Genomic DNA, 26,261 nt, shown 5'->3' with positions numbered 1-26,261 from the left:
GGTGGATTAATAGCAAAGAAAAGGACGTGATAATATGGGGAATGGTTTGGAAAACAATGAACAACTGCAACGCTCAATGAAAAGACGTCATTTATTTATGCTATCGCTTGGTGGCGTTATTGGGACAGGCCTATTTTTAAATGCAGGCTATACAATTAATCAAGCAGGGGCTGGAGGGGCTCTGGTGGGTTATTTAGCAGGTGGTCTTATTTTGTATATGGTAATGGTCTGTCTAGGCGAGCTAGCTGTTCATATGCCGGTTACAGGTTCATTCCAAAAATATGCTGCTACATATATTGGACCTTCCGCTGGTTTTTCGCTCGGATGGATGTATTTCGTCGGTTCAGCCGCAACTGCAGGAGTTGAGTTTACAGCAGCGGGAATATTGATGAAACACTGGTTCCCTCATGTTCCTATCTGGATTTGGTGTGCTGTATTCATTGTACTTTTATTTACATTGAATGCGTTAACGACAAGAGGTTTTGCAGAGGCGGAATATTGGTTCGCTGGAATAAAAATCGTTGCGGTAATCTTGTTTATCTTAATTGGAATCGCTGGCATCTTTGGCTTTGTCTCCTTATCTGATCGTCCAACCCCATTCTTTGAGAATCTAGCTCCTTCTGGACTTTTCCCAGCAGGTGGTATTGCAATTGTCTTTGTGACAATGATGAATGTAATATTTTCCTATCAAGGCTCAGAACTAATAGGGATTGCAGCAGGGGAAAGTGAAAATCCCGAAGAGAACATACCTAGAGCTATTCGAAATGTAATTTTTAGAATCATTGTATTCTACATTGCGTCCATTATTATTCTTTCTGCCATATTCCCTTCTTCTGAATTAGGTCTATTAGAAAGTCCTTTTGTAACTTTAATGAAGATTGCAGGGGTCCCTTATGCAGCAGGTATCATGAATTTTATTATTTTGACAGCTATTCTTTCTGTTGGAAATTCATGTCTTTATGCATCTTCACGTTTACTTTGGTCGATGGCACATGATGGAATGGCACCTAAGATATTTGGTATTTTGTCTAAGAGAAAAGTACCGTTGAATGCCCTTCTTTTTACAATGTCTTTTTCACTCTTATCGTTATTGACCAGCTTTATTGCTGCTGATACTGTGTTCGTATTACTTATGTCAATCGCAGGTATTTCCGTCACGATTTCATGGATGGGAATTGCTTTATCGCAATATATGTTTCGAAGGAAGTTTTTAAAAACGGGTGGGAAAACGGAAGAGTTACAATATAAAGTACCATTTTATCCATTTGTCCCATTGTTTTGTTTAGGATTTTGCTTTTTGATTCTAGTATTTCTAGCTTTTGATTCTACTCAACGAGTCGGATTATTTTATGGGATAGGATTTTTAATCGCCTGTATATTATTCTATAAATTTAAACTGGCTAAGAAAGTAGAGTCAACAATAAATGTTGATAGTAGTAATGAAAAAATAATGTAGTTTAGAATCTACAGGGCATTATCTCCTTGGATTACTGGATTAGGATAAAATTCGATTTTTATTTAAAATGTAAAAAGGACTGATCTTTTTTTTCAGTCCTTTTTCATATGGAAATTACTTCACACATTCAAATCTAGATCATCAAGTACTGTTCTCGTTTTTTAATACCCAATCACATTGGCTGTATAAAAAGTTATATGAGAAACATCGCAACTATTGTTGTGACTACTAAACCAATGGTTACCGGTAGCAGATTCCGGCGTGCAAGTTCGAAGGGACTGACATTACATATTGCAGCGGCTGGGATGAGTGCCCAAGGAATCAAGGTTCCGCCGCCTACCCAAATTGCAGTTATTTGCCCAAGTGCAGTCAAGGTGGCGGTTCCGCTTCCAATGGCCGTTCCAAATAGTTTGGCAACCGATCCTGCTAAAGAGATTCCTGAAAACCCCGACCCATCGAGGCCAGTGATGGCACCGATGCCCGTTAATGTAACGGCGGCTATTTCTTTCGTTAAAGGAACTGAGGCCGCTAATGCGGCACCGAGATCATTGACGATGCCGAGAGACGTTTTTGGTAAATAGTCACCGATGATTTGGTTGAAGCCAGAATCACCTAAATAGAAGAATGCAGCGATTGGAATGACGGGTCCGAATACTTTGAATCCAAATTGAAATCCCTGAATTAAATAGGCCGTTGATTTTTCAAGTCCTTGTTGTTTATGTGCGACAAGGGATAAAATCAGCAAAATGAAAACGGCAGTACCACCAACCAATGCGGTTGCATCTCCCCCTTGTAACTTCAAAATCGATAATGCCACAACATCCAACAGAAATGCGATCGGAATGAAGACTGCAAAAAACTTCTTTTGTGCCAGTGTGAGCAGATCTTCACTAAATGTTTGATCTTGGAGGATACCTTCATTATCCTCCGCCTTGATTCTTCCAAGTTTCATATCCCGCTTCAAGAGGATAAAGGCGGAGAGGGTGGTGACGACGCCCATTGTGATGACAAGGGGAATGCTCGCAGCGATAACATCACCGACTGGTATCGAAGCGGCATCCGCCGTCAGTTTAGGTGCAGCTTGAATGATGAAATCCCCTGACAATGCTATTCCGTGACCAAAAAGGTTCATCGCCATCGCCACACCGAGAGCAGGTAAACCAGCCCGTAATGCAACGGGGAGCATAACCGCCCCAAGTAAGGCAACAGCCGGTGAGGGCCAGAAAAACCAGGATATAATCATCATGACGATTCCGATTATCCAAAAGGCAAGTGTAGGATTTTTAATGAATTTAGCAAATGGTGCGATCATGACATCATTAATTCCAGACTTTGTTAAAACCGTGCTCATGGCAACTATGATTGAAATAATTAAAATCGTGGACATTAATTCTGTGATTGCGAAAATGAAGCTGTTGAATATCCCGCTTATGGATGAAGCTAAACTGCCAGTAGCAACTAAAGCCAAAAGGAAAATTCCAACTATACAAATGAGGGTAGTGTCACGACGTTTTACCATAAACCCGATTATCAATGCGATAAATACAACATAAATCCAATGGAGTGCCGTCAATTCCATCTCCATGATCCGTCCCCCTCATAAATGTGCCTAGTTACAGATTATGAGGGGAGATCGGGGTGGTGAGTTGTTTCATAAATTTAAGGGCTTATCTTCATTATTTTCACTTATGATGAAAATATCGAGTTCAAGAAGCAGCAACAGGAATGCTTGGCGAACATTTTGTCATTCGGTTTATTGTGTACGGCAACAGGGGCTGTCCTGGGCTTGTTAACATTTAGCCGCAATAGAAAAAACGATATCAAAAGTAATGTCAAAAATGCTGCTACAGAATCGGCTATCATTAAAACAAAGCTAGAAAATATTGATCAATTTGTTGATTCAATTAGGATTGACTTTAAAGCTAGTGACCAGCGTTGGACTGCATTGTCAGAGACCGTTATTCGTATAGATGAAAGCACAAAACAAGCACATAACTGCATTGATAAAATTGAAAATAAAGAAGAGATTTGAATTGGATAAAACAAAACAATATGTGGCATTGATAGGCGGTGCTCTAGGGGCACTGCTTTTATTTTTTCAATCACTCGGTTATCAGGTTGAATGGTTCAATGAAGATACGATAAAGCTTTATACGGGGTGTATAAAAATCAATACTTAGTAACTAAGAGTGGACAGAAACAAGAAGAAGTATTGAAGAAAGAAGGATTAAAATAAGCTGCCCATTGGGTGGCTTTTTATTTTAAATTTAAAGGAGACGTGGAAAATGAATTTTACTAAACTTCCTCAATTAGTCGATATGAGAGGGAAACTAAAATCAAAGGGCACTTATTCAAAGCGCACGAAAACAATCACTCACCGTGTATGGCACCATTCCTTAACAAAAAAACATTTGGGTGGATCTGATGCAGCAAGTTTCGCGGACTACCATGTAAATACGTTGGGTTGGCCGGGGGTAGGTTATACATTTATCATTGAGCCTAAGAATCTAATTAATACACCGAATGGTAAAAGGGCTAGGATTGTATATGCACATGATATTGATCGCCGGACCTACCATGTAGGGAATAGTAACCAATTTGCACTAGGTATTTGTGTTGCTGGGGATTATCGCTACGACACAATGGACGATGCAACAATAGCATCTATTGCAGACCTTCATTCTGCACTTGTAAAAGACAACATTGGTAAAAATGATGCATCTCACAGTGAGATGCCGGGCTATAGCTGGAAAGCGTGCCGTGTATATGATTATCGTAAACATATTAAATGGCAGGAATCAACAACTCCCGTTATACCGTCTCCAGCACCTGACACATACACCATCCAAGAAGGTGATACCTTGTGGAGCATTGCACATAAGGACGGAACTGGTGGTGTTCAAGTTGAAGATTTAATTAAAGCGAATCCTGGTATAGATCCAGCTAAATTAAAAATAGGCCAGAAGATCAATTTTGGGAATGCTTAAAATAAAGAAGACACCAAACCTTCGAGTAGTGGGGATGAAGTAATTAAGTCGATTCAGAAAACGTTAAATAGCCGTTATAAAGCTGGTCTCACTGTGGATGGACTTAATGGACCTAAAACAAAATCAGCACTTATTAAAGCCCTGCAAACAGAACTTAATAAGCAGTTCAATAAAAAGCTTGTTGTGGATGGGAAATGGGGAGCTAAGACTAAGGATGCAATTGTCACTGTTAAAAAAGGTGCAAAAGGCAATCTAACATGGATCCTACAGGCTGCACTATACACTGAAGGTTATAATCCTGAATCACTTGATTCTATCTTCGGAAAAGGTACAGAGTCGACATTAAATAAATTCCAGAAAGCTAAAAAGATAACGGCAGATAAGAAGGCAGGTAAAGCTACCTTCACTAAATTGTTTGCAGCATAATCAAAGCCCTTACTCGTATTGAGTAGGGGCTATTTTTTTGTTGAAGTAGGGAAAATTAGAACGAAGGGTAAAACAAATCATTTATTCATACAGATCGGTACTTAGATATTTAAGACCAGAATCATTTATAGTTAATACGATATTTGCCCCATATTCTTCCTTTTTCAATAGTTTTAATGCAGCAGCAACATTCGCTCCTGAAGAAAATCCTGCAAATATTCCTTCTTTTTTTGCTAAATCTCTTACAACTTGTGTAGCTTCTTCATCGGTAATATGAATGTAGTTTGTAACTAAATCTTTGTCCAGAAGAGGCAAGTTCATTAAATATCCCCCCCCCCCTTGAATCTTATGATTTGGATTAATTAGAGGTTTACCAGAGTAGAATGGAGTAGAATATGGTTCAACTAAATAACATCGAATATCGAGATTATACTTTTTTAGAGTTTTTGCACATCCTGTAAAAGTACCGCCAGAACCTGCAAAATCAAGAAAAATATCTATTTCTCCATTTGTTTGTCTCCACATTTCTTCGCCCGTGTGATATTCGTGAGCATGTATATTCCCAACATGGTTAAATTGGCTGCACGAAATGCTAAATTACTGAGTAAAATGTTCCGAAAATAGAAAACAAAAAATAGAGACCATCAACTTTATAACGTTCCTGGCGGGGAATCGCGTTAAGCAGTCGAAGAGTCTCACTAATAACACAGGATATATGGTTATGCATTATAGATATGTTTAACTATGGAATTAAACTTTATATTCCACTTATTTACAAGGAGTTTAAACGTTAATTTAAATAGTTTAAAAAATATTAAATATCCTATTAATGTGCCAGAAAGATTAAAAATTATATCATCAATATCAACAAATCTAAAAGTATATCCCGCATATAAAGCTGTTAGTAGCTGACAAGATTCGAAAATTAGTCCTGTTAATAAACCTACTATAAATATTTTCTTGAATGAGGCTTTAATTAAGAAAGGTAATCCAAAACCTAGTGGTACAGTCATTAAAATATTATAAAAACTCAATTTAGTAAATTCATATTTAAACGGAATAAAATTCATTTCTCTCCAAACATTTTGTCCCCCAAATGCTTCTCTTTGATCATTATCTACATAAATAGGAAATTGAGTGAGGTTGATAACATTACATAAATAAATATATATAATTGTATAGAATAATAAATAGGTATAATTTTTTTGAATTTTAATTTTAGAATAAGTGCCAAAATGAAATATAAAATTATAAAACTGTAAAGAATCCAACCACTGAAATGATAAACCATTTTATATTCTCCTAACATCATAAAAATATTATTAAAAAGAAAGAACTTATAATTCTTTATAAGTTCTTTCCAATTGTTTAATTTGATACTTTACCTGAACCTTTAATATTTCTACCGTCATCAACTCTAAAAATTTGTAGATAATACTTAGTGCCCCCACCTAGACCAGAATAACTACCTGACACACTTGAAGAAGTACCATTTTTATTAGGTGTGGCTTTTATCGTACCAAAGCTGTTACCTGAGGACTTATTCCATAATTGATAAGTTATCTGGTTAGGACCTGTAGGACTTGGTTCAGAACTATATTGATAATGTGTACCACTTAATTTTGCAGTACCTTTATTTAAATCAAAGTATTGACCGTTTTTACTTCCATCAACCATACGAAGATCCATTGTAAAACTATAAGCGTTAGTTGCTGCAAAAGCAAAAGATGGTATTGCTATTATAAATGATAATAAACATATTACTGCAAATGAAAATAATTTAGTCTTCATAATGACATCCTTTTGAATTATTTAATATGCGGCCACATATTCCCAAAAATGTTAACAGGGACAATAGTAACATGAAGATATGGATTTGTTAATAAATATTACCAAATTTGTAATTATCTAATAATTATTAGGCGAGGGAAATACATAAAAAAAGAGTATTTAAATAAATCATATATATAAATAAATTATAGGAAGAAATATTTGCAATCATACTTTGTATCTAAAACACTAGAACGAAAAATATATGAATTATGGCTTAAGAGCAAAACATCATAAAAATTCCAACTTGTCCATTTCATTAATAAAGATTCCTATGTTGGCCATCGCCACACCGAGAGCAGGTAAACCAGCCCGTAATGCAACGGGGAGCATAACCGCCCCAAGTAAGGCAACAGCCGGCGAGGGCCAGAAAAACCAGGATATAATCATCATGACGATTCCGATTATCCAAAAGGCAAGTGTAGGATTTTTAATGAATTTAGCAAATGGTGCGATCATGACATCATTAATTCCAGACTTTGTTAAAACCGTGCTCATGGCAACTATGATTGAAATAATTATAATCGTGGACATTAATTCTGTGATTGCGAAAATGAAGCTGTTAAATATACCGCTAATGGATGAAGCTAAACTGCCAGTAGCAACTAAAGCCAAAAGGAAAATTCCAACTATACAAATGAGGGCTACATGCTTGTTGTAAGTGGATTAAAAGCTACTTATCACACAGTTGTGAAAGGCGACACAATAACTGCTCTTGCTAAAAAATACGGGAGCACAATTATACAAGTAAAGGACTGGAATAAACTTGATAGTCGCTATACAATCTTGGTTGGGCAAAAGCTGCGCGTAAAATAAGTTGATAACAAAAAAATCCCCTCTCAATGAGAAGGGGTTTTTTGTTATTTAAAGTATTATTGGTTTGATACTTATTTGAAAATTAGAAAAGGATAAATTGTACAATGATTATACTCAGTATATTTATAGCAGAAAGAATCTTTATATACTTTGTTGATTTTTTTACTTCTTTTCTTATTAAAGAAATACAAACTAGTAAAACTAACAATGTATATAATGCTGGATAAATTACTGTAAGTGTTGGAGATATAGCTATACAAATAATTGTAATTAACCCAGTGAAATACAAAAACCTTTCATATTTTATAAGATTTTTGCCCTTCAGAACAAGTAACATGAAAATGATTAGTGCTAGCGTGATGCTAAAAATTATTATTCTCTGTGCAAAATACATCATTTGTTTTTCCCTCTTATCTACGATTGCTGAAATCAATATATTCCATAATAACCTTTTTACAAATCCGCCGGGGGACTTTTTCTGGTACCGTACAACATACCAATAAAGAAGTATAACAAAAAATATTTTTACAAACTTGAACACAAAAATCTCCTTCTATGTATTTCATAAGTAAGAATTATTATCTTTTTCATAAAAAGTGGACTTTTGAATTCTTTTCAAAATCAATCTTAATTCCATATAACCCATAATTAAGAATTAAGATTGATGATAAATATAAAACATTTGGTTTACTGTGGAAGGATATAGGGGCTGTTTTGGGATGGCTAAAGAAATAGAAAAATTGATATTAAAAGCAATGTTGCAGAATCGGCTATCATTAAAACAAAGCTAGACAATATTGGTCAATTTGTTGATTCAATTAGGATTGACTTTAAAGCTAGTGACCAGCGTAGGACTGCATTGTCAGAGACGGTTATTCGTATAGATAAGGCAAATCATCTTAAATATTGACGCTGATAAACTTGTGGAATTTTGGCATTTGGGACGATAAATAAGACAGCCATATTGGCTGCCTTATTACTTCAATAGCAAATGAATTTACTAAGCATTAATTTTCCTATATCTTAATGTCATTTCAAATATAGTCAATAATAAAACAAACCATAAAATAGGATTATTTAATGAGATTCCTACAGTAGATTTCCCTCCCATTAATGTTAATACTCCTATTAGCACTAAAGTATAGAGAATAAATGCTGCTTCTCCTATAAATGAGTTTTTTTCGTTATCTTCATCAGTCTTTCGATTAATTACCATATAGATAATCACTACTCCGATAATTCCAATTGTCATTGTAGTCTTAGACATGTCATTGAAGACGATATTCGGGAAATAATCAAAAATCATAAGACCAGAAAATAATAAAAAGATACCTATTCTCACTAATGTTATCAAATTCATCTTCCCCATTTGTGTTACTTGTGCCTTATCAGTTTGGATTGCTCCTTCGTTTGCTGATGCAAATGCTCGCAAAACTATTAATTACTAAAGCGAAAACTATAATTTGCGACAAAAACTTTCTAATTTTACACATCCAACCTTAGTTGGTAAAATATATTAATTATAACTAGTACTATAATATCACAAGAATTTAAAAATATAATTTTTTTATTTGAAATAAAGTACCTAGAGATATATTGAATATTTCAAACAGATAAGGAGCGATTTTTTGAAAAAAATACACTGGGAAGACAAATGTTTTATTTTAATAACGCTTGTATTAGCTATTCCAATGGGGTTTAATCAGATATTTAGTCAGATGTATTTAATAACATTAGCTCTCTATGTGTTAAAAAAAACATTTTTTAATTTGGAGAATGTTAAGAAGTGGAGAGTCTTAGGGTTATCTACAAGTATTTTTTTGATTATAGTTGCGCTAATTAATATATTAAGAATAAGTAAAGGGGTTTATTGGTAATAAGAGACTTATTGCAGGGTTTGTTCTAAATCATAAACAATTGGGAAGAGATTAAATAAAAAAGGGATGGTAAATATGTAACATCTTTTTTCCTGCATTAATTGCCGTTATTTTTGTTGCTGTGGGCTATCTATTGGTTTAGCTTTTAAAAAAACAAGCCCTAAAAAAGATGATAAAACTTACTAAAAGGAATCAGCCTAAATTGCTGATTCCTTTTAGTTTGTATTGACTATTTTAAATTGTATGAACCGTGCTACAGCACAATAAGACTAATTTTTAAAAGCCCTTCTCGTTTGAGAGGGGCTGATAAATGTAATATTTAACGACCTAAAGAACTTTCTAATTGTAGGGTATTTTATCGGATTTATCCAGTTATGAATGTTGTGGATTTAAGGAAGTAAATTCAGATGTTTAATCTACATCAAAAGCCAACATTGCCATTTCGTTTGAATAAATTCTTTTGCAAGCCATCATCACGCCAAGCCCAGATTAAATGGCCCATAAAACAACGGTGAGCAGAACAGGCCCTAGTAAGTTGTTTCATAAATTTAAAGGCTTATCTTCTTTATTTTCAACAATACATCAAGTATCCTTAATTTGAATGGCCATTACTGTAAATGAGGGATAAGTCGTGAAACAAATATATAGTAATATTATACAATTTCGGGGTACACATTATGAGTTTGGATACATGCAAGGTGAGGAGTTAAAAGATTCACTAACGCTAAAAAATCGTGAAGATCAGTGGAAGATTAGGCAGCCGCGGTTTACGATTGAAGAAGAAGAGGTCAAGAAAGCGATTACACAATTTGCCCCTGGTGTGTGGGAAGAATTACTTGGCTTGCAGGAAGCGCTGAAATGGCCAATTGAACGTGTGTTGCAGGAGTTTGGAGGGTACCGATTGGATTATGTTCGTTCGGGATGTTCCATTATGACAGGTGAGAATTATTTCATTCGTAATTATGATTACCACCCAAAGACATATGAGGGACGCTACGTCCTATTTCAACCAACCGATCAGGGCTATGCTAGCATTGGTCCAAGTCAACGTGGGACTGGACGGATGGATGGCATGAATGAAAAAGGGCTAGTGGTTGGATATAACTTTATGAATCGAAAGAATCCAGGAGATGGATTCATTTGTTGTATGATTGGTAGATTGATTGTAGAATCTTGTGCGAACGTTCAGGAAGCGGTCGCGATGTTGAAGGAAATCCCACATCGGCATTCATTCACTTACGTTGTCTACGATAAAAGTGGTGATACCTATATTGTGGAAACCTCTCCGAGAAATGTAGAGGTGCGCAGGTCAAATGCCTGTACCAATCACTTTGAAATCATGAAAAATGAAAATCGTAACCATCTTATAGATTCAAAACGCCGATTGGAAATTATACAAGATCATGAAGGAAAACTTTCATCTGCCTACGATGCTTATAGATTGTTTAATGATACCAACCAAGGTGTCTTCTCAGATTTATATAGCAGCTGGGCAGGAACGATTCATACATCCGCTTATTTACCTAAGGACATGAAAGCTTGGATGGCCTTGGGAGGGAACCAGGAACCTACTTCAATAGATTTTGCGAAATGGCTCGAAGGAGAAGATGTTGAGTTAGACCGAATTAGAGGTGTAATTGATACGGATATTCCATTTGTACATATGGATGAGGGGGCAAATTGGTTTCGGAATTGATCGCTCCCTTTGGAAATTAAGATAATATAGCTTGAGTCTTGAGTGTTGTGACAAAGCTGAAGACTGGGAATTTTTATGATTAGAGAATTAAATGGACAAAAACAGTGATTGCTGTAGAGACAGGATTTGGTTTTAAACGGTAAGTAAGGCTTATGTAATCTTGAAAATTATTTACGTATCGTTAAAGGAACAGTAATCATTTTTAAACAGAATTGGAAAGGATTTGGAATTAAATACTCGTAATTGGGGGCATTTATAATGGATGAAAATGAAAGCTCGAAAGGATCACGAACAGTTCAACGCTCAATTAACATAATGAACTGCTTTACTATGGAAGAATCTGAATTAACTCTGACAGAGATCTCGAATAAAATTAATTTGGCAAAATCAACAACTTCCAGGTTAATAGATACTTTGGTACATAACGGTCTTCTTCAAAAAAAATTCTCAAATTCAAAATACCAGTTTGGCTACAAAATGTATCAATTTGGTCGTATTGCAGAAAATACCATCTCATTTGATATAACAGAAATTGCAAAACCATTCATGAAGAAGTTGAGAAATGAAATTGGAGAATCAGTAAGTTTATATATGCTGGAGAATAAAAAACGAAGGTGTATTGCGCGATACGGGAGCAATCAATCAATCCGTCATGTTGTAAGTATTGGGGAGATACTTTCGTTGGAGATTGGTTCAGGGGGAAAGGTGTTATTAGCTTTTCAGTCTCCATCGTTTATTGAATCCACATTAAATGATTTAGATTCAGAAAGGTTACGCATAAGTCTTACAAATGAATTGCCGATCATTCAAAAAGAATCTATTTCAATAAGTTTAGATGAGAGGGGAGCAGGGGTTAATTCAGTTGCATCACCTATCTTTGGATTAGATCGAGAAGTGAATTTTTGTCTATGCGTATCGGGCCCGAGTACACGATTTACGGAAGAAAGTATGAATGCTATAAAAAATGAAGTGAAGACAATTGCCTTGAAAATTTCCGAATGTTTTAGTAATCCAAAAGAAAATCATTCATTTTAGAAAAGATACACCCATCCTATTACTAGGCAGCGCCTCACTGGCGCTGTCTTTTATTTTTAACCTTTTAAAAAAACAGAATTTTATAATTTTTATAGTGACATCTAAAAAGTGCTTTGTTATAATCAACACATAAAGTTCTGTTAGATGGAATTTATTGTTCCGTCTAATGAAACTTAAATCAGTTTAATAGTAATCGATGATAGGAACATTTCATATTTCCATTGCGTCTAGCAACAGTAATACTGAAATAAAACATCAAGGAGGAAGTAATTACTATGGATAATCCTACAAATGGACCTTTGACAGGAATTCGTGTTATTGATGCATCTACTGTGATTGCAGCTCCTTTTGCAGCCACTTTACTAGCAGACCTGGGAGCCGAAGTTATTAAAATAGAACTTCCAGATAAAGGGGATCCTTTGCGTGGACTGGGACCTTGGAAAGAATCTGAACCGTTAAGGTGGCCAGGGCTTGCACGTAATAAACAGTCTGTAACATTAGACATTCGCACTAAAGAGGGCAAGGAGATATTTAAAAAATTAATTAGAACCGCAGATGTATTAATAGAAAATTTCAGGCCTGGAACCATGGAAAAATGGGGACTAGGATATGATGTGCTGAGGGAAGTGAATCCCCGTCTCATTATGACTAGGCAATCTGGTTATGGGCAGACAGGGCCATATGCAGAAAAGGCAGGATTCGGAACGCCTAGTACTGCATTTTCGGGATATACCTACCTACAGGGATTTGAGGACCGACACCCAGTAAGCCCTTCATTTTCATTACTCGATTATATATCTGGCATATATATTGCTTTTGGAACTGTAAGCGCTCTCCTTCATCGTGAAACATCGAGTAAAGAAAAAGGTCAAATCGTTGAGATGGGACTATACGAAGGGATGTTCAGGATGATGGATTTCTTAATTGCTGAACATGATCAGCTCGGAAAAGTACGCGAGAGAGCACCTATGCTTCACGGTCATTCAAGCCCTTCGGGTACTTACCAAACAAAAGACGGACATTGGGTTGTCATGGTATGCAGTACACAAAAAACATGGGAACGTTTGGCTCAAGCTATGGATCGGACGGATTTGATAGGAAATCCTGATTATTTAACAAACCAAGCACGAATGAATAACAATGACATCCTTCAAGAACTTGTTATGACTTTTATGAAATCTCTAAATAAACAAGAACTTTTGAAGACAATGGATGAGTTTGGTGTTCCCATTTCTCCTATATTAAGCATAAAAGATATCTTCGAAGATCCTCATTATCAAGCTAGAGAAAATATTTTGGAAGTTGATCATCCTCGGTTAGGCAAAGTTAAAGTTCCCGGCATCGTGCCAAAGTTTTCAGAAACACCTGGGCGTATCCGTCATCGTGCACCGGAACTGGGAGAGCATAACAAGCAGGTATATAGTGAACAACTTGGTATATCTGAAGAGGAATTAACAAGTTTGAAGGAAAAGGGGATAATTTAACATGCAAAATAAAAAAAATTTTGTACCCGAACAAGTGAATATATGGGAAGTCCTGCCACGAGATGGTTTTCAAATGGAAGACAAATGGATACCTACAGAGGAAAAGGTTCGTATTATTCGTAGCCTGACAAGTACAGGAATCAAACACATTGAAGTTACATCATTTGTTCATCCTCGAGCAATACCCCAATTAAAAGATGCTGAAGAGGTTGTAAAACAGGTTCAGGATTTAGATGGAGTGAAGTTTCGGGCGCTGGTTCCTAACCTGCGCGGTGCAGAACGTGCTATTAATTCAGGAATGAAAAAAATTAAAATATTATTATCGGCTACAGACTCGCATAGCCTATCCAATTCTAACTGTTTAGTTAGTGAAGCACAAAAGGATCATTTGCCTATTGTAGAACTTGCTAGAAAATATGGTGTAGAAGTTGGAGGTTCAATTGCGGTAGCATTTGGTTGTCCTTATGAAGGAAAGGTACCTTTGGAAAAGATCGTATCAATTCTTGAAGGATATAAAAATATGGGGGTTACCGAGGTTTCATTAGCAGATACGGTTGGAATGGGAAATCCAAAGCAGGTTTCTGAAATGTTAAGTATTTTAAGAAAATTATTCCCTAGTTTCAAGTTCACTTTGCACTTACACAATACAAGAGGGATGGCATTAGCTAATGCAGTTGCAGCGTTGGAGCAAGGAGTTACAGACTTTGATAGTTCTACCACGGGATTGGGTGGATGCCCTTATGCTCCTAACGCTGCTGGAAATATACCCACTGAGGATCTCACTCATGCTTTTCATGAGATGGGAATTCAGACAGGAATTAATCTTGACTCATTACTCGATGTTGCTAGGGATATCAAAAATACAATTGGGCATGATGGTGGAAGCTTTATTCTTAAGGCAGGTCCAAATAGTAGGCTGCACGCTAAACCTAAAAATCAAATAAAACTGGGATGAGAACGAAAAGGGATTCATGCGAATCCCTTAAAAAACTTCAAAGGGTAATATTTAGAATCGAAAATTGTTCCAATTAATCTGAACAAGTATGAATTAGAAAGCGCTATTCTATTGCCAAACATGAAATGAAAACGCATTCAAATAAAGGGGAGGTATTTATGTTATCAATTTTAGGATTTATGATGATTGTTGTTTTTATGTATTTAATTATGAGTAAGCGTTTAAGTGCTCTTAATGCCCTGATTATCATTCCAGTCATTTTTGCACTAATTGGTGGATTCACTGACCTAGGCCCTATGATGATGGATGGAATTGGAACTATTGCACCAACAGCAATTATGGTTACATTTGCCATTTTATATTTTGGGATACTAATAGATGCAGGTATGTTTGATCCTTTGGTGAACAGAATGGTGAAAATATCAAAAGGGGATCCGTTAAAAATTTCAGTTACTACTGCAGTTTTGTCTTTGTTGGTAGGATTAGACGGAGATGGAACGATCACATACCTAATTGTTGTTACGGCATTATTGCCATTATACGAGAGATTAGGGATGAATAAGCTAATACTTGCTTGTCTCCCCGCAATGTCAATGGGAATTATGAATGTCCTTCCTTGGGGTGGGCCAACTGCGAGGGTTATGTCTATATTTGGTTACGATGCAATGGAACTACTTGGACCAATTATTCCATCTATCATTGCTGGGGCATTATATGTAATTGGGCTTGGTGTATTTTTTGGCTTAAGAGAACGTAAAAGATTAGGTGTATATGGCAATAAAACGGAAGCCGAAGTGGAAATAGCCGCATCAATCGAGGACGAGGCTGTTCAATCATTAAAAAAACCAAAATTGTATTGGTTCAACATAATACTTACACTACTATTAATTTTTGCATTAGTTAAAGCCATTTTGCCACTCCCAGCCCTATTTATGATTGGCTTTGTCATTGTCATAGTCGTGAACTACCCTAATTTAAAAGATCAACAGAAAAGAATTGAAGCACATGCAGGAAATATTCTAACTGTTACTTCCTTGATTTTTGCTGCAGGTATTTTCGCAGGTATTTTGGAGGGAACGGAAATGGTTGATGCAATGGCCTCATCTTTGGTCAAAGTAATTCCTGACTTTTTAGGTCCACAATTGCCAGTTATCGTAGGACTAACAAGTATGCCATTCACTTTTGTAATGGCGAATGATCCTTATTATTTTGGTATAATTCCAATTATTGCTGAGACAGCTGCGGGATTCGGTATTGATAAACTTGAGATTGCCCAAGCATCGTTATTAGGGCAGCCTTTACATTTATTAAGTCCTTTGGTCGGTTCCGTTTACGTATTAATCGGGCTTGTTGGTATTGAGTTTAGAGAGCATATTAAATTTTCATTTAAATACGCTGTTGGAACAGCTCTGGTTATGATTATTACAGCTATCTTTTTTGGTGCATTATCAATTTAGTTATGTAATCAGTTGTCGATTTGAAAGAAACTATCATTTTCATTCGAGTAAATAACGAAATGGGGTGTAAACATATGACTAGATTGGACTCAGTTCCTGCTCTTTTACCTGTATCAATCATAGAGAGGGCTAAAGCATTAAGTACGACCCTTATAGCAGATGCGATGGATTGTACCGGTGTAATGGATTATAAGATAAAGCCTGTGGCATCTGGAATGAAAGTGGTAGCAACAGCTATGACTGTTAATATGAGAGCGGGAGATAATTTAATTCTTCATCAAACCATCTATTCTGGAAGAGAAGGCTTTGTATTAGTCGTAGATGGAAAAGACCACAAAGCAAATGCCTATTTAGGGGAGTTAATGGCTGGAGCTGCAAATGCAGTCGGACTTGAGGGTATTGTAATTGATGGATTAGTTCGTGATAAAGAGGCTCTTTGTAAATTGGGATTTCCAGTTTTTGCAAAGGGATTCACGCCTAGCGGACCATTTAAAGATGGACCTGGGGAATGTAATACAACTATCTCGTGTGGTGGTGTAACTGTTCACCCCGGTGATTTAATCATTGGTGATGAAGATGGTGTAGTTGTTGTTTCAAAGGAAACTATTGAAGATGTATTTGCCAAGGCAGAGAAAAAGTTAGCTTATGAGCAAAAGCGCCTCAGAGAAATCTCAGAATATACTCGAAAAAGTAAAGAAGGTGATCCAGAAAGAACTATTGAGCCTTCTTGGTTAAAAAATAAAGCAGAAAAATTTTAAATTGTTAATGGGGAGTATTTTGCGGTACAAACACTAGAAGTGGAGATCGGGTTTTTCATTTAAACTAGTCCGATTAGAAAGCTTCTTTTGAAGCTGTTAGAAAACACTTAGGCTCAGTCTTTGGACTGGGCTTTGTTTGTTTATTCTAGACCTAAGAAATCATGGATACTATTTATTAGTGGAGCGGCTTGCAATATAATATGATAGAGAAATAGACTGGAAAATTAAAGTAGCAAGTAGATAGAAACCTTTCATGTGAACCGTTCCTATCAATTTGTACTTGTAAAAAAAGTAGGGGGATGAACAAGTGTTTTCTACAGCTCTTGGATGGTTTAGGTTTATTACAATAATTGAGGGAATCTCATATGTTCTATTGCTGGCTATTGGTATGCCCTTTAAGTACATATTGGATATTGGAGAAGCAACACTCATTTTAGGCAGCATTCATGGTTTCCTATTTGTCGTGTTCGGACTTTTACTACTTTATGTGAGCATTAAATCAAAATGGTCATTTATAAAAATGGCGATGATCTTCATCGTTTCTTTTATCCCGTTTGGGAATTTTGTTATTGATCGAAAACTATTGAAGCAAAGCTAAATAATAAAGAAACATTCAATTTATATCAAAACAAATGACTTTTTGATGGCATATTGGATTAAAAAATTACGTGATAGAGTAGCTTGAATGCATAGCTACTCTTTTTGTTATTTCCAAAATTGCCACCACATTTTTGTTAATTGGCTGCAAGTTGCTTTTTCACTTCTTGAGATTCTCTTATGCTCTCATCTCGTTCATTTTGTCCGTAGCTAACTTAATAGTTGGTCCTTCTATAACCTCATAATAACCTTATGTTAATTTGGTGAGATGATGTGGGCAGAGAAGGAAGTGGAAAAATTGTCAAGAAACAGTTAGAAAGGGATATTTAAGTGCAAAATATATTTGACTATCTAAAAGAACAAATAGATATCTTAGATGAACATCTTTGGAACTTAATGATGGATGGAGGATGAAATATTAGAGCCGCTCAGAGGAGTTATATATTTTATAAAAAAATATAATTGAGAGAAAAGCGCATGTTAGGATGAAGAGCATAAATTATTTTCATGAAAAGAGGGAGAGAAATTGACAGCCTATACACAACCAATCTATGTGGCAGCCATCTTTTTTGCCATATTGGTGTTTATGTTATTTATTCCATGGCTCATTTATACATATAGAAAATATAATCACTTGCCACTTTCTACTACATTTATCACATTTTCATTTATCTTTTATTTTCTATCAGCGTTGTTTTTAGTATTACTGCCATTGCCAGAAATACGCGATACTTGTTCGTTACAAAAATCTGATACACAGCATTTTTCACTGGTGCCATTTCAATTCGTGGCGAATACCTTTGAGAACAGTGGTATTGTATTAACACAACCAGGTACATATATGCAGTTATTTAAACAACCTTCATTTTATCAAGCGTTTTTCAATTTCCTATTATTATTGCCCTTTGGCGTTTATTTACGCTATTTCTTCCAAGAGAAAAAATATTGGAAGAAAGCTCTTGGCTTCACATTCGTATTAACTCTATTCTACGAAATAACACAGGTAACTGGCATTTATGGCATTTATAATTGTGCTTATCGAATTTTTGATGTAGATGATTTAATGTTGAATACTTCAGGTGGCGTACTCGGCTTCTTCATTGCCCCAGCCGTACTAGCGTTATTTCCGTCGAGGCAGAAAGTTAAGGCGAAAGCAGATAAACTATTAGCCCATGATGAAGTAAAAAAGATGTCTGTATTGCTAGCAATAATTATTGATTTATTCATATGTAAAATTGTAATCCGAATTGTTTTGAACATGTCCAATGTTAATGAGGTTAGTGAATTTGTTGCAAGTACAATTGCATTATTTGTAATGTTTTTTTTCATTCCACTGCATTGGAGTGGACATACAGTTGGTACGAAGATTATGCGCTTTAGTTATGACAGTAAAGTATGTAGGGCAGAAACAAACAAGCGATTGTTTAAACGCTTTGGTGCAATTTATGCCATGTATTTTATAACGGTGATTGCGAGCACTTTGAATAATATGGAAGTACCAATGGACTCTCCTTATTATAAGTCATCCGTATTTTTAACACTGGGTACTTGGGTCATCTTTGTTACTTTAACAATCGTGTTATTCATTCACGTTATGTTAGTCGTATTTGGTAAAGAAAAACGCCGTTTCTACTTCGATGAAGCATCTGATTTGTATACAACTAGAAAAAAATAAGGTAATAAATCGTCTTCTATACAATAGAAGACGATTTTTTTATAGATTTAAGGTTGCTGTAAGGTTGGCACAAAGATGCTGTAAGGATGGGCATTTATAGTATAAGTATCAGCAAAAATGACGAGGTGAAACACATGGAACCATTATTAAAAGTAGAAAATATTAAAAAAACATATGGTAAATTAAGCGCCGCTTATACTGCGTTAGAAAATGTATCTTTTGACATTCATGAAGGAGAGTTTGTGGGCATCATGGGGCCTTCTGGAGCGGGGAAATCGACTTTGCTTAATATGTTAGCAACAATTGATTCACCAACTGAAGGGAAAATCTATATGAATGATACGAGTATTCACGATTTGAAGGAAGCTGCTTTAGCAGATTTCAGACGTGACAATCTTGGTTTCATCTTCCAGGATTACAATTTGCTCGACTCATTGACTGTGAAGGAAAATATATTATTACCACTGGCGATTGCGAAAACCCCAGCTAAAGAAATTAATATCTTAGTGAATCGTATTGCTAAAGTATTTGGTATTGAGGATTTACTAGCAAAATATCCTTACCAAATTTCCGGTGGCCAAAAGCAAAGAACAGCTGCAGCCAGAGCGCTTGTGACAGAACCTGCACTGATTCTAGCGGATGAACCAACAGGTGCACTTGATTCAAAATCAGCGACAAATCTACTGGAAAGCTTAAGTAATTTAAATGAAAATAATAATTCTACCATCATGATGGTGACACATGATGCATATGCCGCAAGCTTCTGCCGACGTATTATTTTCATCAAGGATGGTACGCTATCAACAGAAATTTATCGTCGTGACCAAACACGTAAAGCATTCTTCCAACAGATTTTGGATGTCCTTGCAACAATTGGGGGTGAGGTAGATGACGTTATTTAGTCTAGCGAGAAAAAATATTGCACGAAACTTCTCCCAATATTTTTTATACATCGCATCTATGGTTTTTAGTATTGTCATCTACTTCACATTTGTGACATTAAAATATAGTGATACGATTGCAGAAAAAACGGCGTCATCACAAAAATTAGATTCACTAATGAGTGGTGCGGCAGTCATTCTAATATTCTTCGTTGCCATATTTATCGCATATTCGAATTCATTCTTTATGAAAAAACGTAAAAAAGAAGTGGCATTGTATGCATTACTAGGCGTACGTAATCGTCAAATTGGCTTTATGCTCTTTTTTGAAAACTTATTATTAGGCTTGGTTTCATTAGTAATGGGGGTTGTTCTTGGATTCCTTTGTTCAAAAGGATTTATGACGATTTTGATTCATTTAATGGGCTATGATGTCATAGCACCATTTACATTTTCGGGATCAGCAGCTTTGAATACCGCTATTGTATTTCTTATTATTTTCTTAGTGACATCATTCCAAGGCTATCGTTTAATTTATCAATTTAAACTAATTGATTTATTCCATGCATCGAAAAAAGGGGAAGTTGCTCCAAAGCCATCTATGATTGTAGCCATTCTTGGAGTATTACTAATTGCCATCGGTTATTGGTTGGCGATGCAAGATCTTTTTACTTCTAAAGTGTGGCAAAAAGTCGGCTTTTTAATGACAGCACTCATTATTTTATCAACAGTAATTGTCGGTACGTTTTTATTGTTCCACAGTGTGACAGGCTTTGTGTTAGCTGTGATTAAGAAAAATGAAAAATGGCTATGGAAAGGTCTTCATATAATGACGATCTCACAACTGCTATATCGAATTCGGGGTAATGCACGTACATTGACTGTAATTGCGGTGTTAAGTGCTACAACTGTAACAGCAGGCGGTGCAGTGTATGGTCTTTATTACAACACAAATGACCAAGTTATGACCGCTGATCCGAATACCTTTATGTATCAGCAAACAGATGCAAAAAGCGATCAACAAGTTAGCAATGTATTGTCAGATACAAAGTACGATGAAAATATCGAAGCACTATCAGTCACATTTAATACAAAAGAATTAAACGCGGCATCAGTTTTCGATAGCTCAGACAAAAGAATTTATACGGTTATCAACGAAAAAACATATAACAAATTAGCAGCAGTACAAAACAAGGAAGAACTACATGTGAATGCTGACAATGCGGTTATTTTAGATATTGGATATGACAAAAGATTCTCACCTAAATACAAAGGAAAGACCATCACGACAGAAAACAACTCTGCAATCACATTCCAGAGCTTTAAAACGCAAACAGTTTTAAATGCCGGCACAGCAGGTATTGCAGTTGTGGTATCAAATGATCAATTTAAAGTATTACAAAAAGAAGGAGAAGCACTAAAATATCGTGTCATTGGTGTGGACAAAGCTTCTACGGATTTATCTAAAAAAATTGCAAAACAAATACCTGAAGAAGCGCTATTTTCTAGTGCCCCTCAAGATTTTCAGAGAAGCATTGAAGGCGTGGGATCACTCCTCTTTATCGGAAGCTTCCTGGGTCTGGTATTTTTAGCTGCAACAGGTAGTATCATTTATTTTAAAGTATTAACTGAAGCAGAGGAAGATAAATCACAATACAATATGCTTCATAAAATGGGAGTTAGCGCAAAAGAAATGCGGAAATCCATTGCATCACAAGTATTCGTAATCTTCTTCGTACCACTATCAGTAGGGTTATTACACAGTGTTGTTGCTTTAAAAGCCTTCTCTAGCTTACTGATGATGGACCTTGCAAAACCTGTGATGATCTGGATGATTGCTTATACAGTTATCTACGGTCTGTATTATATCTTAACGGTAGCTTCTTACAATCGTATTATCACACAAAATAATAAAACAGAAGGATGATCGAGATGAAAAAATTTCTAATGGTAGTGGGTATTTTGTTTTTGCTAGGAGTAGTAGGAGTCTTCGCGCTTACTAATATTGACTTCAACCGTATGAATGCCAGCAATTATTATTTACAAATTACAGAGGATGGGGAAGAGCATGAAACCAAACTGGATGATGGTACAGTGATGACCTCCTACTCTTATAAACTGGACGCTACTAATGCTGATGGTGAAACAATTCCACTAGAATTCACTGCACAAAAAAATCTTCGGAAAGATGCCTACTTGAAGATGTACGTAAAAAATGGTGATGAAGTATCGTCATATGATGAAGTGAAATTTGAGGAAATTCCGGAAAAGGCACAAAAAAAATAAAATATGAAAGAAGGGCTGTCTCCAATAAGTAAGTGGAGTACAGCCCTTTTCTCTGCCTGTTAAGAAAAATATAATTAGCATTATAAAAGAATAGTAATGGTGGTGCCCTTATTTTCAACGCTAGTCAAATCGATTTTCCCATTATGGGCTAGAATAATATCCCTTGCAATCGCCATACCTAAACCAGTTCCATGTGTACTGGTAGTATTCGTACCTCGGTAGTAGCGTTCAAAAACCTGTTCTAAATCTTTAGAGGGGATACCACGGCCATTATCGGCAATGGTAATTTGGGTATGAAAGACTGAAGCTGTGGATATGTTGCTTGACTTTTGCTCTTGTCCACCCAGTAGATAAATATTATCAATTCGAATATTCACAACGACATTTTCATCGTTATGCACAAGTGCGTTGTAGATAAAGTTAAAAATCGCCCTTTTCAGTAATTTTTTATCCACTTTATGCATGGCTTTGTCCACATTTGCCTCAAATTCAACCTGTCGATCCCCAAATGATGAATCATTTAAAAGCTCAATCGTCATTTCACGAATAAACCCAACAATATTTACATCTTCAAATTGTAACGGGAGTTGTTGATTGCGCAAACGCATCGTTAAATTGAGGTCGTCTAACAAATCTTTCATATAAATAGACTGTCTATTTATAATAGATGTATACTCATGCAATTCTTGTGGTGTTAAATCTGTGGAGCTATCTTTCATCAATTCTGCATACCCATGGATAGAAGCAAGTGGTGTCTTCATATCATGCGAAACATTGCTAATCCATTCCTCACGCATTTGGTCGATTTGATCACGTTCTTTCTCATACTGATCTAACTTCACCGAAAGTTCATTCATATTGCGAAACACATCTTCATAAACGCCTTTTGGTATGCTCATCTTCTTAAAGCGTCTCTCCCGAAGCTGCTGAATTCCTTCTATTAATAAGTTAAGTGGACTCGTTAATCTTTTACCAAATAAAAATCCAATGACTAATGCAATAATAATATCGACGATTAAAAATAATAAAAGTAAGATGTTAAAGTTTTTGAAACTTTTTCCATAATCATAGGTTATTACATAGCGACCTATTTTCTGTTCCTTAACACCTACAAAATAGCTGAAATTATGGGCTTCGCCGACAAAAACAGTCGTCTCTGCATCAATTTCTTTATACTTATACATTTGTACGATTTCAACAGGAGAATACATGGTTTGCAAATTTTGAGGTGTATAAAAGGCTGCTACTTGCTCACCCTTATTATTCAAAAATTGTATCCAGGCCTTTTTGTCTTGGAGTTTTTCTAGCCCTTCTTCATTTACCATCGGTTTGTTATCTTGCAGTTCTACATATTGTGAAAATGTTCGGCTAAAGTTTTCCGCAGATACTTCTTCTGTCCCCAAATTAGGAAAAAAGATTAAGCAGAGGAGTAAAATTGTATTTACAATCCCTACGATTACAACAATTGTCACAACGGATCCTAAAAAGCGCCGTGTCAATTTCCACTTCATTTGTCTCACCCCTTGGTATGTAATTTATAACCAAGTCCTTTAACAGTTAATAAAAACGAAGGCTTTGAAGGATCTATCTCAATTTTTTCGCGTAAACGGCGAATATGTACCATCACCGTATTATCGGAGCCAAAGAATTCATCGCCCCAAACATGTTCAAACAAAGTTTCCTTGCTCAAAATCTGATTCGAATGATGCATAAAACAGCTCATCAGTCCGATTTCTTTAGCTGTGAGCTCAATCGTTTTTCCATCCTTTTTCACTTCTGTTTCATTGGCACTAAGCTCAAAAGGACCAACTTGCAAACTTTTCGGAGCTGCTTTTTCCTCTGAAAATCCAGCCCGTCTCAACTGTGCCTTCACCCGATAAGCAACTTCTTTCGGACTAAATGGTTTGGTAATATAATCATCCCCACCTATCGCCAGCCCTATAAGTTTATCAATTTCCTCATCCTTAGCCGACATAAATAAAATTGGCACATTTGACACTTCACGAATTTGCTTGCATAAATCATAGCCTTCGCCATCAGGCAGCATAATATCTAGCAATACAAGTGCAGGATTAAACTCCTGAAACTTTGCCCAACCAGCCGCAACGGTTCCCGCCGTTACAATATTTGTAATACCTTCTTTATGTAAAACTGTCTCCATGAGACGCGCCAAATCTTCCTCATCGTCAATAATTAAAATCCACTGATCATTAGCCATTCTTCTACCTCCCAAACATCAATCTTAACCTACAGTATAGAGTACCCTGTAGCAAAAAATAAGGGGAAGGGAGAGATATTTCTGGAATAAGTGGCGTCTTAGGCATCCGTTTCATAATTTTTCATTAAAGATTATATTTAATAGCGAAGATAGGCTGCGAAACAAAGTAGAGAAAAGCACATAGGTTCCATTAAAAAAGAAAATGTACTTTCGATGAAAGGATCAGGACCTTGTTGCCATAAAACGTAGAGGCCTGATCATGGCTTGGTTTTAAATGAGGTAGTTTATGGTTGTAGGCTTATTTATTTGAGGTGGATATAGATAGTACTAAATACTGATTTGGTAAAGGTTGTATGATAAACTGTTTAAAGTATTGGTAGGTAGATAATGATATAGCTATTATGTTTTACTATGCAATTAAGTCTAGGTCTTCGATAATATTCTTTCTAGACCAAAATCATTTTCTATCAAAGATCATTAGAAAAAGTATGCAGCAAATGTGAAAGAATAAAAGGAGAAAAAAATAATGGAAACAAAAAAGGTGTTGCCTGTTCTTTTTTTAGTCATGTTTTTAGTGATGGTCGGCTTTGGGATTATTATTCCCGTAATGCCGTTCCTAGCTGAAAAGGTGGGTGGCAGTCCGACAGAGCTTGGTCTTTTAATGGCTGTCTATTCGTTAATGCAATTATTATTTGCCCCAATGTGGGGACGTATCTCAGACCGAATAGGTCGTAAGCCTGTTATGATGATTGGAATCGCAGGATTAGCGCTTTCTTTTTTCATCATGGCGACAGCAGATTCTTTATGGGTTTTATTCGTAGCTAGAATTGTTGGTGGGGTTTTATCCTCTGCTAACATGCCAACTGCAATGGCGTATGTAGCTGATATTACGACGCCAGAGGACCGGGGGAAAGGGATGGGGATCATTGGTGCTGCTACAGGACTTGGCTTCATCTTTGGTCCGGCAATTGGAGGTATCTTCTCAAAATCAAGTTTGAATTTACCTTTTTATATTGCTGGAATTTCATCTTTAATTACTCTAATTTTAGTGTTTATAATACTGAAAGAATCACTTACAGTAGAAAAAAGATCTCAGCATTCGAAAAATAAAGAATCAATGTGGAAAGCCTTTAATGGACCTCTGAGTATTATGTTTATTCTACAATTGATAATCACACTTTCGATGGCTGGACTCGAAACGACTTTCGCCTATTTCGCAGCTCAAAAGGCTAATATAAGCCTTGTACAATTAGGCTATATCTTTATGATTATGGGATTTGGCAGTGCGATTGTTCAAGGTGGATTAGTGGGAAGGATGACCAAGAAATATGGGGAAGGATCGGTCATCCGAATCGGGATTATCGTATCGGCCATTGGATTTATTCTAATACTGTTCTCTAATAATTTCTGGACATCTGCAGTTTTCTTAACCATTTTCGGATTAGGGAATGGTTTCATCCGGCCGGCCATTTCGGCACTGTTGACCAAAAATTCTACAACTGGACATGGCAGTGTTACTGGCTTACTTTCTTCATTTGACTCATTCGGTAGAATTGCTGGGCCTCCAATAGGTGGATGGTTATTTTCCATTTCGATAGATTTGCCATTTATTTCAGGAGCTATGCTTTCAGTTTTTGCATTGGTTCTTTATCAGATTTATCATGCCCAGACGAAACAAGTTAAAGCATTTGTTTGATGTATGTGCAACCCTAAACTAGCCTGTAGATAACGTCCAAAGTCAGGCAAATCTACAGGTTTTTTCTAGTCGGAATTGAGATTATACATTTAATTTAAATGAGCAAAAAAAACCCTATTTTGCAAATAGGG

The 26,261-nt window shown here is 36.1% G+C and carries 25 protein-coding genes and 1 pseudogene; 18 read left to right on the top strand and 8 right to left on the bottom strand.

All coding sequences use genetic code 11. From position 1 onward, the window contains the following. Window positions 1–34: 34 nt before the first annotated feature. Complete coding sequence (locus tag JFU24_RS13195) at window positions 35–1,456, top strand: amino acid permease (protein WP_201250067.1); 1,422 nt, start codon at window positions 35–37, stop codon at window positions 1,454–1,456. 193 nt (window positions 1,457–1,649) lie between these two features. On the opposite strand, the gene JFU24_RS13190 is transcribed toward JFU24_RS13195, so the two are convergent. Beyond that, on the bottom strand, window positions 1,650–3,041 hold the full coding sequence (locus JFU24_RS13190; RefSeq protein WP_201222199.1) for a hypothetical protein: 1,392 nt from the start codon (window positions 3,039–3,041) through the stop codon (window positions 1,650–1,652). 144 nt (window positions 3,042–3,185) lie between these two features. Between JFU24_RS13190 and JFU24_RS13185 the strand changes: the two genes are divergently transcribed. The 5 genes from JFU24_RS13185 (at window position 3,186) to JFU24_RS13170 (ending at window position 4,869) form a co-directional block, all read left to right on the top strand. Further along, the gene (locus tag JFU24_RS13185) at window positions 3,186–3,488 is read left to right on the top strand and encodes a hypothetical protein (protein ID WP_201250066.1); all 303 of its coding nucleotides are present in this window, start codon (window positions 3,186–3,188) and stop codon (window positions 3,486–3,488) included. Window position 3,489: 1 nt separating this feature from the next. Further along, complete coding sequence (locus tag JFU24_RS13180) at window positions 3,490–3,636, top strand: hypothetical protein (protein WP_242485336.1); 147 nt, start codon at window positions 3,490–3,492, stop codon at window positions 3,634–3,636. After that, window positions 3,615–3,692 carry a hypothetical protein gene (locus tag JFU24_RS30300; protein ID WP_342214748.1) on the top strand — a complete coding sequence of 26 codons (78 nt, stop codon included), beginning with the start codon at window positions 3,615–3,617 and terminating at the stop codon, window positions 3,690–3,692. The genes JFU24_RS13180 and JFU24_RS30300 overlap by 22 nt, the downstream gene beginning before the upstream one ends. A 49-nt stretch (window positions 3,693–3,741) precedes the next feature. Further along, entirely contained in the window at window positions 3,742–4,443 is a 702-nt protein-coding gene (locus tag JFU24_RS13175; protein WP_201250065.1) for a LysM peptidoglycan-binding domain-containing protein, read from the top strand. A 93-nt stretch (window positions 4,444–4,536) separates the two neighbouring features. Then, window positions 4,537–4,869, top strand: coding sequence for a peptidoglycan-binding protein (locus JFU24_RS13170; RefSeq protein WP_201250064.1), 333 nt, complete (start codon window positions 4,537–4,539; stop codon window positions 4,867–4,869). An 81-nt stretch (window positions 4,870–4,950) separates the two neighbouring features. Here the strand turns inward: JFU24_RS13170 and JFU24_RS13165 are convergent, their stop codons facing one another. The 5 genes and pseudogenes from JFU24_RS13165 to JFU24_RS13140 all read right to left on the bottom strand — a co-directional run bounded on the left by JFU24_RS13165 (window position 4,951) and on the right by JFU24_RS13140 (window position 8,947). Beyond that, on the bottom strand, window positions 4,951–5,460 hold the full coding sequence (locus JFU24_RS13165) for a pyridoxal-phosphate dependent enzyme (protein ID WP_342214747.1): 510 nt from the start codon (window positions 5,458–5,460) through the stop codon (window positions 4,951–4,953). Between the two features lie 128 nt (window positions 5,461–5,588). After that, window positions 5,589–6,140, bottom strand: coding sequence for a VanZ family protein (locus JFU24_RS13160; RefSeq protein WP_207203207.1), 552 nt, complete (start codon window positions 6,138–6,140; stop codon window positions 5,589–5,591). Between the two features lie 97 nt (window positions 6,141–6,237). Then, complete coding sequence (locus JFU24_RS13155) at window positions 6,238–6,660, bottom strand: hypothetical protein (protein ID WP_201250063.1); 423 nt, start codon at window positions 6,658–6,660, stop codon at window positions 6,238–6,240. Window positions 6,661–6,978: 318 nt separating this feature from the next. Beyond that, window positions 6,979–7,353, bottom strand: a pseudogene (locus tag JFU24_RS30295) (hypothetical protein); the annotation flags it as partial. Between the two features lie 1,162 nt (window positions 7,354–8,515). Next, on the bottom strand, window positions 8,516–8,947 hold the full coding sequence (locus tag JFU24_RS13140) for a hypothetical protein (protein WP_201250060.1): 432 nt from the start codon (window positions 8,945–8,947) through the stop codon (window positions 8,516–8,518). A 1,076-nt stretch (window positions 8,948–10,023) separates the two neighbouring features. Between JFU24_RS13140 and JFU24_RS13135 the strand changes: the two genes are divergently transcribed. From JFU24_RS13135 to JFU24_RS13085, 11 genes are all read left to right on the top strand, one after another. Then, window positions 10,024–11,088, top strand: coding sequence for a C45 family autoproteolytic acyltransferase/hydolase (locus JFU24_RS13135; protein ID WP_201250059.1), 1,065 nt, complete (start codon window positions 10,024–10,026; stop codon window positions 11,086–11,088). A 258-nt stretch (window positions 11,089–11,346) separates the two neighbouring features. After that, the gene (locus JFU24_RS13130) at window positions 11,347–12,123 is read left to right on the top strand and encodes an IclR family transcriptional regulator (protein WP_201250058.1); all 777 of its coding nucleotides are present in this window, start codon (window positions 11,347–11,349) and stop codon (window positions 12,121–12,123) included. 275 nt (window positions 12,124–12,398) lie between these two features. Continuing rightward, window positions 12,399–13,607: a CaiB/BaiF CoA transferase family protein gene (locus JFU24_RS13125; protein ID WP_201250057.1), complete on the top strand. Its 1,209-nt coding sequence runs from the start codon at window positions 12,399–12,401 to the stop codon at window positions 13,605–13,607. Between the two features lies 1 nt (window position 13,608). Continuing rightward, window positions 13,609–14,562 (top strand): hydroxymethylglutaryl-CoA lyase, encoded by a 954-nt coding sequence (locus tag JFU24_RS13120; RefSeq protein WP_201250056.1) that lies wholly within the window; start codon window positions 13,609–13,611, stop codon window positions 14,560–14,562. Window positions 14,563–14,720: 158 nt separating this feature from the next. Further along, window positions 14,721–16,019 carry a CitMHS family transporter gene (locus JFU24_RS13115; RefSeq protein ID WP_201250055.1) on the top strand — a complete coding sequence of 433 codons (1,299 nt, stop codon included), beginning with the start codon at window positions 14,721–14,723 and terminating at the stop codon, window positions 16,017–16,019. A 74-nt stretch (window positions 16,020–16,093) separates the two neighbouring features. Continuing rightward, the gene (locus tag JFU24_RS13110) at window positions 16,094–16,777 is read left to right on the top strand and encodes an RraA family protein (protein ID WP_201250054.1); all 684 of its coding nucleotides are present in this window, start codon (window positions 16,094–16,096) and stop codon (window positions 16,775–16,777) included. A 307-nt stretch (window positions 16,778–17,084) separates the two neighbouring features. Further along, complete coding sequence (locus JFU24_RS13105) at window positions 17,085–17,375, top strand: DUF3817 domain-containing protein (protein WP_201222184.1); 291 nt, start codon at window positions 17,085–17,087, stop codon at window positions 17,373–17,375. Window positions 17,376–17,900: 525 nt separating this feature from the next. Beyond that, on the top strand, window positions 17,901–19,049 hold the full coding sequence (locus JFU24_RS13100) for a VanZ family protein (protein WP_201250053.1): 1,149 nt from the start codon (window positions 17,901–17,903) through the stop codon (window positions 19,047–19,049). A 134-nt stretch (window positions 19,050–19,183) separates the two neighbouring features. Beyond that, complete coding sequence (locus JFU24_RS13095; protein ID WP_053344432.1) at window positions 19,184–19,951, top strand: ABC transporter ATP-binding protein; 768 nt, start codon at window positions 19,184–19,186, stop codon at window positions 19,949–19,951. Then, window positions 19,938–21,857, top strand: a complete 1,920-nt coding sequence (locus tag JFU24_RS13090; protein ID WP_201250052.1) for an ABC transporter permease — start codon at window positions 19,938–19,940, stop codon at window positions 21,855–21,857. The genes JFU24_RS13095 and JFU24_RS13090 overlap by 14 nt, the downstream gene beginning before the upstream one ends. Before the next feature lie 5 nt (window positions 21,858–21,862). Next, window positions 21,863–22,216, top strand: coding sequence for a YxeA family protein (locus tag JFU24_RS13085; protein WP_201182892.1), 354 nt, complete (start codon window positions 21,863–21,865; stop codon window positions 22,214–22,216). 80 nt (window positions 22,217–22,296) lie between these two features. On the opposite strand, the gene JFU24_RS13080 is transcribed toward JFU24_RS13085, so the two are convergent. Beyond that, complete coding sequence (locus JFU24_RS13080; RefSeq protein WP_201250051.1) at window positions 22,297–23,727, bottom strand: sensor histidine kinase; 1,431 nt, start codon at window positions 23,725–23,727, stop codon at window positions 22,297–22,299. Window positions 23,728–23,732: 5 nt separating this feature from the next. Further along, complete coding sequence (locus JFU24_RS13075; RefSeq protein WP_201250050.1) at window positions 23,733–24,434, bottom strand: response regulator transcription factor; 702 nt, start codon at window positions 24,432–24,434, stop codon at window positions 23,733–23,735. Between the two features lie 526 nt (window positions 24,435–24,960). Here JFU24_RS13075 and JFU24_RS13070 point away from each other — a divergent pair. Further along, the gene (locus JFU24_RS13070; RefSeq protein ID WP_201250049.1) at window positions 24,961–26,130 is read left to right on the top strand and encodes an MFS transporter; all 1,170 of its coding nucleotides are present in this window, start codon (window positions 24,961–24,963) and stop codon (window positions 26,128–26,130) included. Window positions 26,131–26,261: the final 131 nt, after the last annotated feature.

The sequence above is a fragment of the Peribacillus sp. TH27 genome (assembly GCF_016650915.1).
In the GTDB taxonomy this organism is placed as follows: Bacteria; Bacillota; Bacilli; order Bacillales; family DSM-1321; genus Peribacillus; species Peribacillus butanolivorans.
The sequence above is the reverse complement of the archived record's forward strand: the minus strand, read 5'-3'. Positions and strand labels throughout refer to the sequence as shown.